Source organism: Streptomyces sp. NPDC059850 (assembly GCF_042731515.1).
GTDB lineage: Bacteria > Actinomycetota > Actinomycetes > Streptomycetales > Streptomycetaceae > Streptomyces.
This window is the reverse complement of sequence record NZ_JBHWJI010000001.1, coordinates 119499-136423: the sequence shown is the minus strand read 5'-3', so window position 1 is coordinate 136423 and position 16925 is coordinate 119499. Positions and strand designations below refer to the sequence as shown.

Sequence of the window (16925 nt, the reverse complement as noted above, 5' to 3'; positions counted from 1 at the left end):
GGTGAACAGAAAAGCGCGGCGGGGGCCAAGCCCGGAAGACATGTCTGAGGTGTAGGCGGTGTACCCGGTGGATACACCAGGCCGGTGTACGAACACGAGCTGGTGTAAGTACACCGGCCGTGCCCCAAGTGCACCGGCTCGACGCCGGGTTGGGTGCTACCGTCAAAGAAATGCGCCGTCGGCCCTCAGAGGGAGCGATGGATCCACAGAACCCCCTCGCCGGGCTGCTCGATGAGATCAACATGAAGCCGGAGCAGCTCATCGCGAGGATCAACGAGCGCCGAGCACGACGCGGCACCCCGCCCTTGGATCTCAAGAGCGCGTACCCTTGGGTGCGCATTCCTGCTGGTCGGCCGAACGAGGAAAACCAGGCCGATGCCCTCATCGTGCTCACCACCCGGGCTGACCGAACGGTCACCGCAGCAGAGCTGGGGTGGGCGCGACCGCGCCGACGACCGAATGTGAACCCGCTCGCGCGCTGCGAAGACGCCCCTCTGAGCGATCTGTTCCGCGAGATCATCCAGGGAGACCAGATGCATCGCCGCAACTTTCTACAGATGACAGGCGCCGCCGTGACTGCGTCGGCCCTGGCTCTACTTATCGAAGCAGACGGCAGCGCGTACGCGGTTGAGAACGGAGACGATGCAGACGGCAGCGCGTACGCGGTTGAGAACGGAGACGATCTCACACCCGAAGTCGTCACCAACATCGAAAACGCGATCCAAGAGTTGCGCGCCCTGGATGACGCCCAGGGCAGCAAATCAGGAATGGTGTGGGCTGGCGGGCTTTGGCAGAGTGCCACCCGTATGGTCAAGGACTCGCGAGGCGACACACCAGAAGGGCGCCGCCTCCACGCTGCCTATATCGAATTGGCAGAAACCTACGGGTGGATGCTTTTCGATGCCGACAAACATCCCCAAGCCCAGCGCGTTTATCAGACCGGATTGCGTCTCGCGCGTGAGGCTGATCAGCATGCGGCTACCGATTATGCAACCCGGAATCTCTTGGCCTCCACTGCCTACCAGGCATCGTGGCTTGGCCAACATGTTGAGGCGAAGACCCTCTTGGGCGTCGCCAGCAGGAACGTGAAGAACCTGCCTCCCCGCCTCCGAGCCGTCATCGCTGACCGCGAACTATTCGCCGCAGGGCGCAGAGGCGACGCCGAAGCCGTGCGTCGTGCCCGCGACACAGCGCACGAGCAACTACAGATCACCGGGGGAGAAGAACCGTGGTGGTCCCTATGGCTCAGCCCACACGCCATCGACGCCACAACCGGACGAGCCTGGCTGGCCGCACAGCAGGCAGACAAGGCCGAGCCGCTTCTCGCGCGGCGTCTGGACGTTCTCGATGACGCTTACCCCCGTGACCGCATGCTTGCGACACTGGACCTCGCCGCCACCCACCTCATCGGAGGCGACCCAGATACGGCAGCGGAATTCGCGCTGAACGCGACCGAACTGCGAAGCGGAGTGACATCTCCCCGAGCCGACTCCCGCCTGCGGGAAGTCGCCGTCAGCCTCACCCCTTACCGCAACCGACCCGCTGTGCGTGCACTGATGGAAACCTGCTGACGAACCGGATAGCCTCCGATCCGCCGTTAACCGGACGTAGCAGGGCTGTCCGACAGCGGCCATACCGTTTGTCCAATGGATCAGCAAGACGAGGCTCTGCGGAATGTGCGTATCGCCGCTCGCGGCCCGCAGAGCACCATTGAGATCGACGGTGAACCGGTGGACTTCCGCGCTGTCGGCGCGTACACGATCAGCCGTCTCCCGGGTGAGCCGCCCCACGTCGTCCTGCACCTGGCTGGTAGCGGCGACACACAGTTCGAGGGCATGGCCCGCGTCTCCGTCGCCGATATGCCGGACCCGGGTCCGGCTGCGGCCGTATTCCTGGCTGCCATCAACCCGGAGGAGCTGGAGCGCGCTGCGCTCGCTCGGCTCGACCTCGGCGCCGACCCGCACTCTCTGACCGAAGCGATGCTCACGCAGCTCGGAGAGTGGGCTCGTGGCGCTTGATGTGGAGGGCGCGCGCCGGGTCGTCGACCGCATCCTCGACGACAAGCTGGAGGCGTGGCGGGACAGCGCGGGCCGTACTGACGACGTGCTGGATGAGACCACGGGCAGGCTGGTTGCGCCCGCACCGGATGAGGAACTGGTCTGGGACGGGCTCGGCGCGGTGATGCCGCTCGGCCGCCCGGCCATCACCCAGCCGGTCAGCGGGTCGGTCGCCGTCGAACCGCCCACCACCGACTACCAGGCCGTGCTCCCGGTCGAGGCCCCCGCGCTGCGGCGCGACGATGTGATCCGCGTAGCCGGATCAGTCCGCCCCGGAGGCCCCCGCGACCCGCAGCTCGTCGGCCGCAGGTTCCGCGTCTCCGACGAAGCGGTCGGCACCTACAGCGTGGTGCGCATCGTCCGGGTCCAGGTGATCGACTGATGGCCCCCGCGAACCCGCACCCCAACGCCCACCCCGACGCGACCGTGTTCCGCGACCCGATCGCACTGGCCGCCGCGCTTGCCCGGATGGGTCCGGCCACCCGTGCCCGCACACGGACGATCACACGGCACCACGCCATGCTGCTGCGCGTCCGGATCCAGCGAAACGCGAGCGGCAGGCCGGGGCCGAACGTGATTACCGGGCAGTACCGCGCCTCCTGGGACGTGCGGATGCGCACGGGGGGCGGTGAGGTCACCGGCGAGGTGTTCACCGACGCCTCGCAGGCACGACGGCTGGAGTACGGCTTCGTCGGCGTGGACTCGATCGGAAGGCACTACCGACAGCCGCCGTTCCCGCACGTCGAGCCCGCGTTCCGGCAGACCGAAGCAGCTTTCCTCCAGGCCCTGGCGGACGGAGTGCTTCCGTGACCGCCCGCCTGCCGGTGACCCGTGCGCTGGCCGCTCTCCTGGAGCACACCACCGGCCGACCGTGTGGAGTCGGGGAACTCCCACGTGTTCAGGAGAAGTCCGGCGGGGAGCCTGCGCCCGTCCCGTACATGATCCTCGACTCGCTGCCCGCCGAGTTCGCAGGCCCGCCCCTGTGGGACTGGCACGCCGATGCGGCCTGGGCCTACCAGATCACCTCGGTCGGAGAACGGGCCGATCAGGTCGAGTGGCTGGCCGACCGTGTACGCGCCGGTGTCGTCGGCCGGACCGACGGCGGATGGGCCCAGGACCTGGCCGTTCCCGAAGCGCGCGTCATCGACCGGGAGTTGACCTACGACGCCGGAGGAGAGCCTTCGGTGTCGGCGGCAGGCGTTATCGTGTCGTACGTGCAGCGGGTCACGATCACCGTGACCCCGGCATGACGTAACTTCTCGTTCCTCACCGCGGAGGCCCGCGCGGACGCTAGGCCCCAGGCCAGGCGAACCCCCTTTGAACCTCAAGGGGCAGGGCCTCGGCACGGGACGCTGCCCCAGAAGTGGGAGCGGACCTGTGTCCACGAGCACGAAGACGACCCAGACCCGGTTTCTGCGGCGCGGCATCTCCAAGATCCTGTGGTCCAAGGACCTCAAGGACCCGAAGTACCCCAGCCGCCAGGAGATCAACAACGCCTTCGGCCTGACCGATGCCGTCTCGGACATCGAGGGCTGGGCGCTGGAGAACGACCCGATCGAGACCCCCGACATGGGGTCGAGCTTCAACTCCTCGATCCCGGGCAACGACAAGGCCGAGAACTCCAGCCTGACCTTCTACGAGGACCGGCACTCCGACGAGATCGAGCAGCAGCTCCCCAAGGGGGCGAAGGGCTACGTCATCCTGCTCCGCAAGGGCGACCTGCCCGGCTCCCGCTCGGTCGACGTGTTCCCCGTGCAGGTCGCCACCCGCGCCGCGACGTACAGCACCGGTAACGAGGCGGCCAAGTTCAAGGCGGACTTCACGATCATCGACGAGCCCTCGCTCGACCGCCCGGTGCCCCAGGCGCAGCAGCCCCGGCCGCTGCCGGACGAGGACTGCGACGACGAACACGGGCACGGGCACCGCGATGGCGACCATGCCGGCGCGACCGTGATCGGCACCACCAAGGCCAAGCCCGAGGTGGCCTCTCATGAACACGATGTCGACGGGGTCTGATCGTGTCGCGCCCCACACAGGCCAAGCGCCCGTCCTCGTCCACCAGCTCGGGGGAGGGGGCGTGGGCAGCCAAGATGGAACGCCTCCGCCGACGGGCCCGGCCGCAGAACCGGCTCCGCGTCTGCGACGACGACGAGCTGCGCCAGCGGTACGACGACGCAGAGCAGGCAGCCCGCCGCGCCCGGTTCGTCGCCGAGGCCAACCCCGGTGACGAACTGGCAGCGCGCCAGGCCACCGACGCCGACTCCGGGCGCGACCAGGCCCTGTCGGCACTGGACGCCGCCTCAGAGTTCCTGACCTTCCGCGCACTGCCGCGCCCGGTGCTGGAGGACCTGCTCGCCGAGCACCCGCCCACCGAGCAACAGGCGGAACAGCAGGCGATCTTCAACGCCGACACCTTCCCCGCCGCGCTGGTCTCTGCGGCCTCCGTGGACGGCATGAGCCAAGAGGAGGCCGAGGAGCTACTGAACGGCTGGTCGGCGCCCGATGCGAACTCGCTGTGGGACGCGGCCTGGCAGGTTCAGCAGGAGAGCCGGGTCGAGCTGGGAAAAGGCTGAGCCGTGACGCCGGCCTGCGCGCCGAACTGGAGCTGTGCGAGCGGTACCAGATCCCGCACTCACAGTTCCTCGGAGGCGACGGCCGCTGGTCCGACCTCGACCGGGCGAAAGCCCTGGCCTGGGCGGAGTGGCAACGGGCGATGTGCCCGGAGTGCCACACCCGGCTGGAGGAGTGGGACCGCGAACGCGGCGGCGACCCGCACGCCTACGTCACCGACACCCTGCGCTGCCCGGGCTGCGAGCTGATCGAGCAGGAACGCGACCACGTCCCGCAGGACCGGTCCGGCTACGGCGTGAAGATCCAGCTCCTCCCGCGCGACCAGTACGAACAGCGCCACTGATCCACCCCCGCACGTAAGTAAGGAGGCCGCCACCGGTGGCCGGGTTCACCCTCACGGTCGCGATGCGCGCCGAGGTCCGCGACCTGATCGCGGGAACCCGTGCTGCCTCCGCTCAGATGCGGACACTGGGGGACCGGACCGACGCCGCGAACCGGTCCCTCGCCCGGCTGGACGCCAACGGGACACGGCTCGCAGCCCAGTTCGCCGCGCTGAATCGTTCCTCCCGCGCGGCCACAGGGGAGCTGAACCGGATCGCCGCCCGGGCCGGGGCCGTCCGTGCCGCGCTGCGCGCCGCTGGGGACGACGGCGCACGGTCGATGTCCCGGATCCAGCGGACGACCGCCGGGGCCGGGCAGCGGGGCATGTCCGCCACCAACATGCTCGCCGGTGGCTCCCTCGTCCTGGGCACCGGTGAGGTGATCGAGGAGGGCAACCGCTACCAGCGGCAGATGAACCTCTTCCGCGCGGTGACGGGGGCGACCGCCGCGCAGATGAAGCGCGCCGCCGTAGTCGCCCGGGAACTCGGCAACGACCTCACGCTGCCCACCTCGACATCGGGGGACGCCGCCGAGGGCATGGTCGAGCTGAGCAAGGCCGGGTTCCGCGCGGATCAGTCGATCGACTCGGTGCGTGCCTCGCTCCAGCTCGCGGCAGCGGCCGACGTCAACGCGGCCACGAGCGCCCGGTATCTCGGCGACATCATGGATCAGTACGGGCTCGGCGCTGATCAGGCATCCAAGGCGTCGGACACCCTGGCGGCCACAGCGAACAACGCCTCGGGCTCCATCACCGACATCTACTACTCGATGCGGTACGCCGGACCGGTCGCGAACGCGCTCGGCGTATCCCTCCAGGACACCGCCGCCGCAGTCGGCATGCTCGGCAAAAGCGGAATCCTCGGCCAGACGGCCGGAACGAGCCTGAGGGGCATCTTCGCCAACCTGGCCGCGCCGACACCGATCATGAAGGACGCCCTGCGGGACCTCGGGATCGAGGCGTGGGACGCGCAGGGTGGCTTCCGGGGCCTCCGTACCGTGATCGACGGCCTGTCGAAGGCCGAACACTCCATGTCCCAGAAGGACTTCACCGCCGGAGTCACCCGCGCATTCGGCAAGCCCGCCCTCAGCGGCGCCGTGGCGCTCGCCCACCAGGGCACCGAGTCCTTCGACGCCCTGTCGGTGGCCGTACGGCAGACCGGTGCCGCGGCCTCGATCACCGCATCGCGTGGTCAGGGCCTGACCGGCGCGATGACGCAGCTGCGGACCCAGGCCCGGCAGACCGGGCTCGCCCTGTACGAGGGCATGGCGCCCGGCCTGGAATGGGTCACGCGCCTGCTGACGCGCGGAATGGCCGGTGCCACCCCGTACCTCACCACCGCGCTGGAGTACGGCCGCAACCTCGCTGTCCTGTACGGACCGGAACTCAAGGCCAAGGCCGGATCCGGCCTTGGCGGACTCATCGACGAAGCTCAAGGACTACTCGGCCCGCTCAAGGAACTGGGCGAACAGACCCTGGCCACCGGCCTGAACCTGTTGATCAACGCCGCCCGAACCCTCGGGGACGTACTCCGCAATGCCGCTGACGGTGCCGAACCGATCCTGAACGCCATCTCCGGGCTCGGAGAAGACGGCGGTGCCGCAGCGGGCACTCTCGACATCATCGCCACAGTCGCCAACGTGGCCATGGACGCCGTCTCCGGCCTGTCCGCCGTGCTGGTGCCGGTCGGCCACCTCGTGGGCGGAATCGTCAACGCATTCGGCGCGCTGCCCGCCCCCATCCAGGCGGCGGCCCTGGCGATGTTGCTCTTCCGCCGTACCCAGCCAGCCCTGACCAACCTGGCCAACACCGTCAGCGGCCCGGTCCGCTCCAGCTTCCAGTCCTTCGCCCAGCAGATGCGGGTACAGCAGAGCCTGGCGGCAGCGAGCGGCATCACGCTCTCCCGGTACGGCGCGGCGTGGGCCACCCTCCAGGCCAGGGTGGGGTTCCTCGGGAGCATGACGTCGGCGTTCCGCAGCGCGAACGGCGCAGGCGTCACCTTCAGCGGCACCCTCGGCGGGATCACCCGGGCGGCTGGCTCTGGTCTGCGCTCGACGCTCGGCGGCATCACCAACGCGCTCGGCGGCCCGTTCGGGGTCGCGATGGCAGGGGTGTCCCTCGGTCTCGGCATGCTCGCTGCGCGCCAGCAGCGCGCGGCACAGGCAGCCGCTGAGCACCAGCAACGCGTCTCCTCCCTCACCGCGGCGCTGCGTGAGTCCGGAGGACAGATCAACAGCGACGTGCGTGGGCAGGCCGCCCAAGCCCTCCTGGACACCAAGACCGACCAAGGCCAGCTCACCAAGGTCATGGAGCAGGCCGGAGTACCGCTGGCCACGCTCACCGACGCCTACCTCGGGCAGGGCACATCGCTGAACGCGCTGCAGACACGGCTCCAGGCCACCGCGAACGCCCACCGCGAGTACAAGGACGTCGCAGGTGGGAAGGCCAGCGTCCTCGACTACACCGACGTCGGGCAGCAGTACAAGGACGCCGCCGACGCGCTCGGCAGCGTCAAGGGCGAGATGTCCCAGTCAGTGAAGAACGCCAAGGAGCTGGCCGCAGCCACGAAAGGTGCCGGGGACGGCACCTCGGCGTACGACCGCCTGAAGACAGCAGTCGGCGGCCTGGCGGACCAGACCGCCGACGCAGACACCCGCACCCGCTCCCTCAAGAGCGCCCTCGACCTGCTGTCCGGCGGTCAGATCTCGCTCCAGGCCGCCGAGGCGAAGGTCAACTCGGCCGCCCTCGACCTGCAAGAGGGCAGCAAGAACGTCAACCGCGGGCAGGGCTACGGCGGCAAGCAGCTCGTCAACGAGGACAAGACCCTCAACACCACCACGCGGAACGGCCAGCAGTTCTACACCCAGCTCACCGCCCTCTCCGACGCGGCGGCCGACGCATCCGTGGCGACGTTCGACCTTGCCCAGCGCAACGGTGAGACGCTTCCGGCCGCGCTGGCCAAGGCCCGCGAGCAGATGAGTCGCGCTCGCTCCGAGGCGATCCAGGCCGCCCGCGGCTACGGCTTGACCAAGACCCAGGCCGAAGGAGTCGCGGACAGTCTCGGGCTGCTCCCCTCCAAGGTCAGTCTCCTGCTCCAGACCAAGGGCATGGACAGCACCCTGGCGAACCTGATCGCGGTGCAGGCGGAGTTCCAGCGTCTCCCCAAGGCCAGGACGATCAAGGTCGATTCGCTGTCCGACGGGGCGCAGAAGAAGCTCCGTGACCTCGGGTTCACGGTGAAGACCGTGCCGGGCACCCGGCAGATCAAGGTCACCGCGCCGACGCAGGGCGCGAAGAAGAACCTCGACGTCCTCATCGACAGGCTCGGCAGGACCCCGAACAGCAAGAGGGTCAACGTCTCCGCGCCGACCGCGGCGGCAATCAAGAGCCTGCAAGCCGTGCAGGCGAAGATCCGCGCGACACCGGGCGCGAAGTCCGTCGTCGTCCGCGCTCCGACAGCCGCGGCGCGCAAGCAGCTGGAGGCGTTGGGCTTCCGGATCGAGAAGGTGCCCGGCTCGAAGAACGTGAGGGTCACCCTGCCGACCGGCGGCCCGCGTAAGGCGGCCGACTCCATCCAGCAGCGCATCAACGCCCTGCGCGGGAAGTCCCTGACGGTCACCACCCGGCACGTCACGATTTACGACCAGCTCAACCAGCAGAACAAGAGCGCAGCGGACGCCATCAGGCGCCAGGCCGAGAACCAGGCCCGTGCCGCCAAGCGGCACGCCGACGGCGCGGTCGTCGACTACTTCGCGGACGGCGGCGTCACCGGCGGACCGCGCCGCGAGCGCCACGTCGCCCAGATCGCACCGGCCGGGAGTTACCGGATCTGGGGTGAGCGGGAGACCGGGGGAGAGGCGTACGTGCCTATGGCCACTGCCAAGCGCGACCGCAGCAAGGCGATCGTGGAGGAAGTGGTCGACCGGTTCGGCGGCCAGGTCGATTGGTATGCCAACGGCGGCGTCCGAGGCGCCCGCGGCCGCGACTACACACCGATGCTCGCCAGCTCCTTCAAGCAGGCCCGCAGCGTCGCGGCCATGGCGGGCGTCGTGCGCTCCTTCGACCTCCGCACGGGCAGCGACCGGGCCCGTACCCGCGTGGTCAATGGCCGTGCCGGCGGCCGGGTTCAAGTCGTGGTCGTGCGCGAGCAGCAGCCGCTGATCGGCTCGATGCCGGTCACCGTCACTGACAGCGCCGCCACCCCCGAGCAGATCGGCACCGAGATGATGCGCACCCTGCGCAACGCGCAGCGGGGCGGGAGAGTGTGATGACCGCAGCACTGAACAAGAAGCCCGAACTGGCCCCGTGGCAGTACGAAATCGGCGGCGTTGTTCTCGGCACCGGCAGCTACGTGCCGGTCGGGAACGTCGAAGGGCTCGGGGCGCCTGCCACCCGCCCGCAGGACGCCGACAACGCCAACAGCGACGGCTCGTCACCGGGCCGGGACTTCTACGGCCCGCGCCCCCTGCGCTTCGAGGCGGGCATCAAGACCCCCGGTGACCCGGTGAAGGCCGCCGAGATCCTGGCCCGGCTGGAGCGGGCCGTGGACCGCCCCGACGCCCGTACCAGCCCGGACGGCCGTCACGTCCTGCGCGGCCGGTGGCCTGGTCATGCAACACGCCGCATGTACGGGCGGCTTCGCCGCATGGAGGCGTCCAGCGCAGCGACCGCCGTGCACGGATGGATACCTCTGGACATCGAGTTCGTCGGCCTGGACAACCCCCGCTGGTACGATGACGAGCTGTCGACGCTGACGCTCGGCCTCGACCAAGCCGCCCGCACCACCGGCGCGGACCGCACGGTTGACGAGGCCATGGCCCGCCCTGCCGTGTACCGTCGCTCGGCCGATTCGAAGCATCGCCCGGCCGACGACCGCCCCGGCTGGGTCACCAACCACGGTGACGTACCGACCTACCCCAGCCTGCGCGTCCATGGCCCGGTCACCGACCCCCGAATCTGGAACACCGCCACGCGCCGTCTCCTCGAACTCGACCTGTCACTGCGCGAAGGCGAATGGGTGGAGATGGAGACCCGGCCAGGCACCTGCTGGGCACTGCGCAACGGCACCGTCAACGTCGCCAACGACCTCAGCCCCGCATCCCGTCTCGACCTGTTCACCCTCCCGCCCGGACGGTCCGAGATCGCCTGGAGCGCGAACGACCCGTCCGCCACCGCCCGCCTCGAGGTGGCGTGGCGGTCGGCGTACACCACCCTGTGAACGGAGAGCACTCGTGACACTGCAACCCCCGATGATGGTGCGCGGGGCCGACCACTCCGCCCGAGCGATGCGCCTGATGATCCGCGACCTCGCCCGCGGCCGACAGGGCGTCGCGCAGAGCGAGGACCTGAAGGTCCGGCCACTGGAGACCCCCGGCCCCGGCGTCCGCGTCGGCGACGGCTCGGCCCTCATCCACGGCGCCCGCCCATGGCAAGGGGCCTACACCCAGAGCAACATCGGTGACGCCCGGGTCGATGTCGAACCGAGCGGCCCTTTCGGCCGGACCGACCTGATCGTCCTGCGGATCGAGGACCCTGAGTGGGAGGGCCAGCGCGACCCCCAGCGCGAGGAGATCGGCTACTTCCACGTCGTCAAGGGCACGGACCACGACGCGGACACCGTGCCCGAGGGGATGACCGGGATCGCGCTGGCCCGCATCACCCTGCCACGCAACACCGCGACGATCACCGCCGGAATGATCACCGACCTGCGGCAGATCGCGAACCCGCGCACCGAACGCATTCTGCGTACCGCACACCCCACGAAGACGGACGAGGTTCCCGGCAAGCACGGTCAGTGGGCGGCCTGGCCCGAGGAAGCCGCCTGGGACCTCGACGTACCGATCTGGGCTACGGAGACCACCGTCGTCGTCACCCTGTCCGGCCTTCGCGCCGACGCGGGCTCCGTATACGCCGAGCTGCGCACCCGGCTCGGGGAACGCGCCGCGAAGCCCACCGTCGTGGACGACGACGGAACCACCACCCGTCGCGCCACCGCGATCCTGGCCGACACGCTCACCGTGCCTCCCACCTACCGGGGCACCCGCCAGCACCTGGCCGTCGAGATCAACCAGCAGGACAGATACGGGGACGGAAAGTTGACCGTGGCCAAGGGCACAACGGTCACGCTCGACGTCGCCTTCACAGAAGGGCCCGCGTGACGATGGCCGACTACCGCTACATCGTCGCGCGGGCCGCGACTGGCGACGTCCTGCACTGGAACCTGCCGCTGAGCGAGGTCGAGTACGGCCCGGAGATATCCGGCCCCGGCTCGCTGAAGGCGACCCTGCCGACCTCGTTCCGGCGCTCGCTGAGCGACACGCTCGACGCTGGCGACACGGTGCTCCTGGTCGAGCGCAACGCCCGCCTCGACTGGGGCGGGCTGCTGTGGCGTGCCGAGCCGGAGGGCAACACCCTGCCCATCGAAGCCGCGGGCTTCACCAGCTACCTCCACCGCCGCTTCGACCTGCACGGCAACCTGGACGGCCGCGGCCCGTACATCGAAGCGGACCCGTGCCAGGTGATCCGCGATGCGTGGGCCTATGCCCAGGACCAGCCGGACGGCGACCTCGGCGTGACCGTGGACGACACGAAGTCGACGGCGGAGACCGGCACCGCGAAGGACCCGTACACCACTACCAAGACCGACCCGCGCAACCTCGGCGAGATGGTGGACGAGATGGCCGAGATCGATGACGGCCTGGAGTGGTCGGAGACGGTGGCCTGGCGCGGGCGCCGCGCCGAGCGGCGCATCATCCTCGGCGCCCCGCGCCTCGGCCGACTCCGGGAGGACCTGACATTCACGACCGGCGCGAACATCGTCGGCACCCCGCACGTCATCAACGACGCCGACTCCTACGCCCAGTGGGTCATCGGGCTCGGCGCGGGCGAGGGCAAGAAGCGCAAGGTCGTCGTGGACGGCGTACGCAACGGCCGCCTGCGCCTGGAACACCGGCTGGAGACGAGCGAGAAGGACGAGGCGAAGCTGAAGCAGCGGGCCCGCCGCGAACGGCTGGCCCGCCAGATCCTGCCTTCGCTGACCGAGCTGGAGGTCATCGACCACCCCGCAGCCCCGATCGAGGCGCTGCGCATCGGGGACGACGTACGGATTCGTCTGTTCGAGCCGCACACCCAGTACGACGGCTGGTGCCGGATCGTCGGCTGGACGGTGCGGCCCGGCGAGGGCGAGACAGCCGAGCGCGCCACGCTGAAGCTGGAGCGCACCATCAAGCCCGAGGACGAGGCGGCCGAGGGAGGAGAGCAGTAGATGCCGGACACGATCGCCACCCTCGGCCGACGATTGGCCCGGCTGGAGAAGCGAGTCGCCACCTTGGAACGTGCTCGGCGCGCTCCGTACCCGGAGTGGCGGGACCTTCCGCTGACCGGCGACACGGTCCCGGACGAGGCGCAGCCGCCGCAGTTCCGCGCCAACCCCTGGGACACGACGGAGTTCTGCGGCCGTATCGGGCTGCCCCGCGGCCGGGCGGTCGACGAGCACCTGATCGCGTTGCTGCCCGAGGGGTACTGGCCCGAAGCGCCGCGCACGGTCGACGTCGCCTCCGACGCGGTACGGCGCACCCTCCAGCTCGACATCGACCCGAAGGGCGCGGTGCGGCTGCGCGTTCAGGGCGGTGGCAGCGCCCGCGCATCGTGGGTCAGCCTGGACAGTGCATTGTTCCGGACCGACCGCGACGACGCCTGACCGGCTCCGTGCCCGGCCCTCGGCCGGGGCGCCGCCGGTAGCATGATCCCCGGGTGACCCTCCACCCACTTCGCACTCCCGAGGGACCGGACCGCAACGGCGGCCACGGCCGACTGCCATCCGGCGCAGGGGAGAAGGACGAAGCGCGTGGCTACACCGCTGAGTGCGGACAGGTTCCTGTCCGTGCTGAAGGGCGCCGGGCTCGGCGTGGTCGAGCACGGGAAGTGGCGCACCCACAACCGCAACCTTCACGGCAACTGGGGCCCTGCGAACGGGGTCATGATCCACCACACCGGGCCCTTCAGCTCCGAGAAGGACATGGTGGAGCTGTGCCGTATGGGCTATCAGGATCTTCCCGGCCCGCTGTGCCACGGCGTGATCGACCGGTCCGGCACCGTGCACCTCGTCGGCTACGGGCGCTGCAATCACGCCGGGATGGGTATCGCCGACGTGTTGCTCGCGGTCATCGCGGAGAAGACGACTATCCCGCGCGGCAACGAAGCCGACACCGATGGCAACCGGCATTTCTACGGCTTCGAATGCATCGGTACCGGTGGCAAGCCGTGGCCGGCGGCCCAGCTTGACGCCATGGCGCGGGCGGCGGCGGCCATCTGTCGCGCGCACGGCTGGAACGAGCATTCCGTCATCGGCCATAAGGAGTGGCAGCCGGGTAAGCCGGACCCGGGCGGCATCGACATGGACGACTTCCGCGCCCGGGTCGCCCGGCACCTCAAGGGTGGCGGCAAGCCGAAGCCTGGTCCGAAGCCGAAGCCGAAGCCGAAGCCGGACCCGAAGCCCAAGCCGACGCCGAGGTACGCGGCGTACCCGGGGGAGCAGTTCTTCCGCGAGGGGCGCTCCTCGCCGGTGATCGCGGCCATGGCGAAGCGGCTGGTCGCCGAGGGATGCGACTCCTACGACACGCCGCCCGGCCAGACGTGGAACGACGCGCACCGCCGCTCCTACGCCGCCTTCCAGATCAAGCGCGGCCACCATGGCGCCGCCGCCGATGGAATCCCTGATTCCCAGACTTGGGCGGACCTCCGGGTCCCGCACCAGTCCGGTGCCATCGACCCGACCCCCACCACCCCGAACCAGGAGCACGACCCGATGCCGCAGGCCCTTGCCGATGTCGCCGAGCGCACCCTTGCCACCTACCTCCAGTCGTTGCTGGGCCTGATGGCGGCCTCCGGCACGACAGACATGGTGTCCCTGTCGGCGTGGCAGGCCGCCGCGGTCTCTTCGATACCGGCCGCGTTCAGCGCCGTGAAGTCCACGCTCGGCACCGCCCTGGGCAGGCCCGGAACGGCCTCGTGGCTCCCGGTCAAGCGCGACCCGGCCACGCCCAAGCCCTGACTGCCGGGCGATGAGGGGAGAGGAGGAGCCCATGCCCGATGGGCAGGTCGCTCTCGCTCTGGCGGAGCTGCGCCAGGCACTGGAGGTCGGATTCGCTCGCATCGATGGCCAGTTGGCGCTGCTCGTCCAGCGCAGCGACCAGACGGACAAGGCCGTGGCGGAGTTGGAGGAACGGGTGGCTGCTCTGGAGAAGACAAGGTGGCCGCTGCCGACCGTCGCCGTGCTGGTGAGCATCACCGTGGTGGTGCTCACCGTGGTCAGTCTGGCCCGCGGCTGAGCCGAACACCGCGCCGAGCAGGTTGCACGGAAACGCACACGGTCCCCGCCGAAGCGGGGACCGCGTTTGGCCTCTTGGAGAAGACCGCCGCCACCATAGCAGCGACGGTCGCGCGTGCGAGGCGCGCGTACGGCTACGCTGCCCTCTGCATCCAGGGCAGACACCGGAGGACGGGGATGAGTCGGCGTAAGCCGTATCTGGTCGGGCACCAGGAGTTCGCCGCGCTGTATCGCGTCGGATCGAAACAGGTCGCGCAGTGGCTTGCTCCGAGCCGTGGCGTGCTGGACCCGGCGACCGCCATCGTCGTCAGCGGGGTGCGGTACTGGCCGTTGGGTTTCGCGGCCGGGTTCGGCACGACGGCCGCTCGGTTCCGTCAAGTCGACGACCACGTCAAGGCGCAGATCATCGCGGATCAGGGAGAGGGCTGGGAGCCGGATCTGGGGGATGATCTGCCGCCGATCGTCGGTCAGCAGGAGATCATCGAACTGTTCCACCTGCCAGCACAGGGCAATCTCGCCACCACGATCGCATCAGGACGGTTCCCGGAGCATGACTGGCTACTGTCCGGGTCGATGCTCTGGATGCTGGACACCGTCCTCGACGCCGTCCCGCAGCTCCGCGAGAGCGCGCGAAGTCTGCCCTGGGACGTGGACGGGGCGGTCGCCGCCGCGTTGCGCGACGGAACGTATGACGGCCCCGGAAGCCGCGTTCTCACCCGGGGACGCCATGCCGGAAAGACGCCCTGACCTGCGTAGAAACTGTACTTAGCCCTGAATTGCGAATAAAATATATGTAATCCCCTTTCGGGGGGTCGCAATTCACCAAGGAGGCACGCAGTGCAGTTCATCGCTACACATGATGGCGGCGAGGTCGCCATCATGGCCGCCCGCGAGACGCTGATCTTGGAGAGCGTCCTTTCGCGGGACGTCCTCAAGAACCCCGACTTCCACCCCGCCGTCCGCCTCCTGCGGGAAGTGGAGGCGGCCAACGAGGCCCGCGAGGCGCGCGCGGAGGAGGCTGGGCGAGCCTCCGCCTGACCTGGGTTGAGGCGTGAAGTCGCGCCTGCGCTCGGTGGGGTTGATCATCCGCCCGCCAACCCGCAAGATAGGTGACATTCTTGAAACAGGTCATCAGGGAGCGGGTATGGCAGCCGTCCAGGACGAGATACCGGGCTTGGTCATCCACACCGTGCGCCAGCCGGACGGCCAGTCGGCGTCGATACAGGTCCAGTTCGAGTCGTTCCACCAGCTCAACCCCTGGGTGCTCCGCGCCTTGGAGGCCCTGACCGCCGACTACTTGAAGCACGGCGCGAGCCGCGTCGGCATCGGGATGCTCTTCGAGGTCCTGCGCTGGCGCTACGTCACGGCGACCGAGGGCGACGAGTTCCGCCTCAACAACAACTTCCGCAGCCGGTACGTCCGGCTCCTCATCGAGCGCCATCCCGAATGGGAGAGCGCCTTCGAGGTCCGCAGTCTGCGGACCGATTGACCTCTTGGAGAGATCGTGACCGACGAAAAACCCGCCGAACCCGCCACCGTGGAGGGCACGGTCGTCGAAACGGCCCGGACCGCCAGCCCGGCCGTCCGTCCCAGCGCCATCGTCCTGCGTGCCGACCAAGAAGAGTTCGACCACAAGCAGCTCTCGACGCTGGCCCTGATCAGCCCCGGCCTGGCCAACGCCCCTCGTGGCCACCTGGCCATGTTCTTCCACTACTGCGTACGGACCGGGCTCGACCCGTTCGCGCGGCAGATCTACATGATCGGCCGCACCAACTGGAAGGCGGCCGACAACCCCGACGAGCCGGAGAAGACCTGGACCATCCAGACCGGCATCGACGGCTTCCGCACCGTCGCCCACCGTGCGGCGACCAAGGCCGGGGAATCCATCTCGTACGAGGACACCGTCTACTACGACTCCGAGGGCAACGCCCACGACGTCTGGCTGTCCAGGGTGCCCCCGGCCGCGGTCAAGGTCACGGTCCTGCGCGGCAGTGCCAGGTTCCCCCTCATCGCCCGCTGGGATGAGTTCGCCCCGACCTACTACGACCCTAAGCAGAACGCGTACGTCGTGGCGAAGATGTGGCGCCAGATGCCCGCCCACATGGTCCGCAAGTGCGCCGAGGCCGGCGCGCTGCGCATGGCCGCACCGCAGGACCTGTCCGGCATGTTCGCGGACGACGAGATGGCACAGGCCGACGCCGAAGCCGTCGTTCGGGAGGCGGAAGAGGCGACCCGACGACTGCGTGAGGCCGCCGGTCTCGAAGCGGGCGAGGGCGAGGGTGGCGAGGCGAAGGCCGGATCCGCCGACGACGCCCAGACCGGGGATCAGGACGAGAGCCCGGCGAAGTCCGCGCCGAAGAAGCGGACTCGGGCCGCGAAGAAGGCCGCCCCCGCGCCGGGCCCGGACACCGCCGCTGATCCCGACCAGGTTCAGGCCCCGGCGAAGCGTGCCCCGCGAAAGCGGACCGCCGCATCTCGCCGCACCGCCTCCTGACCCTGATGACACCTGGTGCCGCCCCGCCGCCGCGGGGGGCACCCCCAACCCGTAGAGAGAACCCGGACCCACCACGGCCAAGCGCCAGAGCGGGCC

The 16925-nt window shown here is 69.5% G+C and carries 19 protein-coding genes; all 19 read left to right on the top strand.

All coding sequences use genetic code 11. The features are described from left to right. Positions 1–197 precede the first annotated feature (197 nt). The 19 genes from ACFV9T_RS00700 to ACFV9T_RS00610 all read left to right on the top strand — a co-directional run bounded on the left by ACFV9T_RS00700 (position 198) and on the right by ACFV9T_RS00610 (position 16829). Entirely contained in the window at positions 198–1571 is a 1374-nt protein-coding gene (locus tag ACFV9T_RS00700) for an XRE family transcriptional regulator (protein WP_385435904.1), read from the top strand. Positions 1572–1646: 75 nt separating this feature from the next. Continuing rightward, complete coding sequence (locus tag ACFV9T_RS00695) at positions 1647–2018, top strand: hypothetical protein (RefSeq protein WP_385435903.1); 372 nt, start codon at positions 1647–1649, stop codon at positions 2016–2018. Then, complete coding sequence (locus tag ACFV9T_RS00690) at positions 2008–2439, top strand: DUF6093 family protein (RefSeq protein ID WP_385435902.1); 432 nt, start codon at positions 2008–2010, stop codon at positions 2437–2439. Before ACFV9T_RS00695 ends, ACFV9T_RS00690 begins: the two co-directional genes overlap by 11 nt. Then, a complete protein-coding gene (locus tag ACFV9T_RS00685; protein ID WP_385435901.1) occupies positions 2439–2867 on the top strand; it encodes an HK97 gp10 family phage protein in 429 nt (142 codons plus the stop codon). The genes ACFV9T_RS00690 and ACFV9T_RS00685 overlap by 1 nt, the downstream gene beginning before the upstream one ends. Next, positions 2864–3307, top strand: coding sequence for a hypothetical protein (locus ACFV9T_RS00680; RefSeq protein WP_385435900.1), 444 nt, complete (start codon positions 2864–2866; stop codon positions 3305–3307). The genes ACFV9T_RS00685 and ACFV9T_RS00680 overlap by 4 nt, the downstream gene beginning before the upstream one ends. A 127-nt stretch (positions 3308–3434) precedes the next feature. Then, positions 3435–4073: a hypothetical protein gene (locus tag ACFV9T_RS00675; RefSeq protein WP_385435899.1), complete on the top strand. Its 639-nt coding sequence runs from the start codon at positions 3435–3437 to the stop codon at positions 4071–4073. Between the two features lie 2 nt (positions 4074–4075). Further along, positions 4076–4630, top strand: coding sequence for a hypothetical protein (locus ACFV9T_RS00670; protein ID WP_385435898.1), 555 nt, complete (start codon positions 4076–4078; stop codon positions 4628–4630). Next, the gene (locus tag ACFV9T_RS00665; RefSeq protein WP_385435897.1) at positions 4573–4971 is read left to right on the top strand and encodes a hypothetical protein; all 399 of its coding nucleotides are present in this window, start codon (positions 4573–4575) and stop codon (positions 4969–4971) included. The genes ACFV9T_RS00670 and ACFV9T_RS00665 overlap by 58 nt, the downstream gene beginning before the upstream one ends. Before the next feature lie 35 nt (positions 4972–5006). Next, positions 5007–9275, top strand: coding sequence for a phage tail tape measure protein (locus ACFV9T_RS00660; RefSeq protein WP_385435896.1), 4269 nt, complete (start codon positions 5007–5009; stop codon positions 9273–9275). Then, positions 9275–10225, top strand: coding sequence for a phage distal tail protein (locus ACFV9T_RS00655; protein WP_385435895.1), 951 nt, complete (start codon positions 9275–9277; stop codon positions 10223–10225). Before ACFV9T_RS00660 ends, ACFV9T_RS00655 begins: the two co-directional genes overlap by 1 nt. 13 nt (positions 10226–10238) lie before the next feature. Further along, positions 10239–11165: a hypothetical protein gene (locus ACFV9T_RS00650; protein ID WP_385435894.1), complete on the top strand. Its 927-nt coding sequence runs from the start codon at positions 10239–10241 to the stop codon at positions 11163–11165. Continuing rightward, a complete protein-coding gene (locus ACFV9T_RS00645) occupies positions 11162–12271 on the top strand; it encodes a hypothetical protein (RefSeq protein ID WP_385435893.1) in 1110 nt (369 codons plus the stop codon). The genes ACFV9T_RS00650 and ACFV9T_RS00645 overlap by 4 nt, the downstream gene beginning before the upstream one ends. Further along, positions 12272–12706 (top strand): hypothetical protein, encoded by a 435-nt coding sequence (locus tag ACFV9T_RS00640; protein ID WP_385435892.1) that lies wholly within the window; start codon positions 12272–12274, stop codon positions 12704–12706. Positions 12707–12853: 147 nt separating this feature from the next. Then, the gene (locus ACFV9T_RS00635; RefSeq protein ID WP_385435891.1) at positions 12854–14059 is read left to right on the top strand and encodes a peptidoglycan-binding protein; all 1206 of its coding nucleotides are present in this window, start codon (positions 12854–12856) and stop codon (positions 14057–14059) included. A 31-nt stretch (positions 14060–14090) separates the two neighbouring features. Next, entirely contained in the window at positions 14091–14336 is a 246-nt protein-coding gene (locus ACFV9T_RS00630; protein WP_385435890.1) for a hypothetical protein, read from the top strand. Positions 14337–14410: 74 nt separating this feature from the next. Beyond that, entirely contained in the window at positions 14411–15082 is a 672-nt protein-coding gene (locus ACFV9T_RS00625; protein ID WP_385435889.1) for a hypothetical protein, read from the top strand. 90 nt (positions 15083–15172) lie between these two features. Further along, a complete protein-coding gene (locus ACFV9T_RS00620; RefSeq protein ID WP_385435888.1) occupies positions 15173–15373 on the top strand; it encodes a hypothetical protein in 201 nt (66 codons plus the stop codon). A gap of 106 nt (positions 15374–15479) precedes the next feature. Further along, entirely contained in the window at positions 15480–15824 is a 345-nt protein-coding gene (locus ACFV9T_RS00615) for a hypothetical protein (protein ID WP_385435887.1), read from the top strand. 15 nt (positions 15825–15839) lie between these two features. Beyond that, on the top strand, positions 15840–16829 hold the full coding sequence (locus tag ACFV9T_RS00610) for a recombinase RecT (RefSeq protein WP_385435886.1): 990 nt from the start codon (positions 15840–15842) through the stop codon (positions 16827–16829). Positions 16830–16925 lie beyond the last annotated feature (96 nt).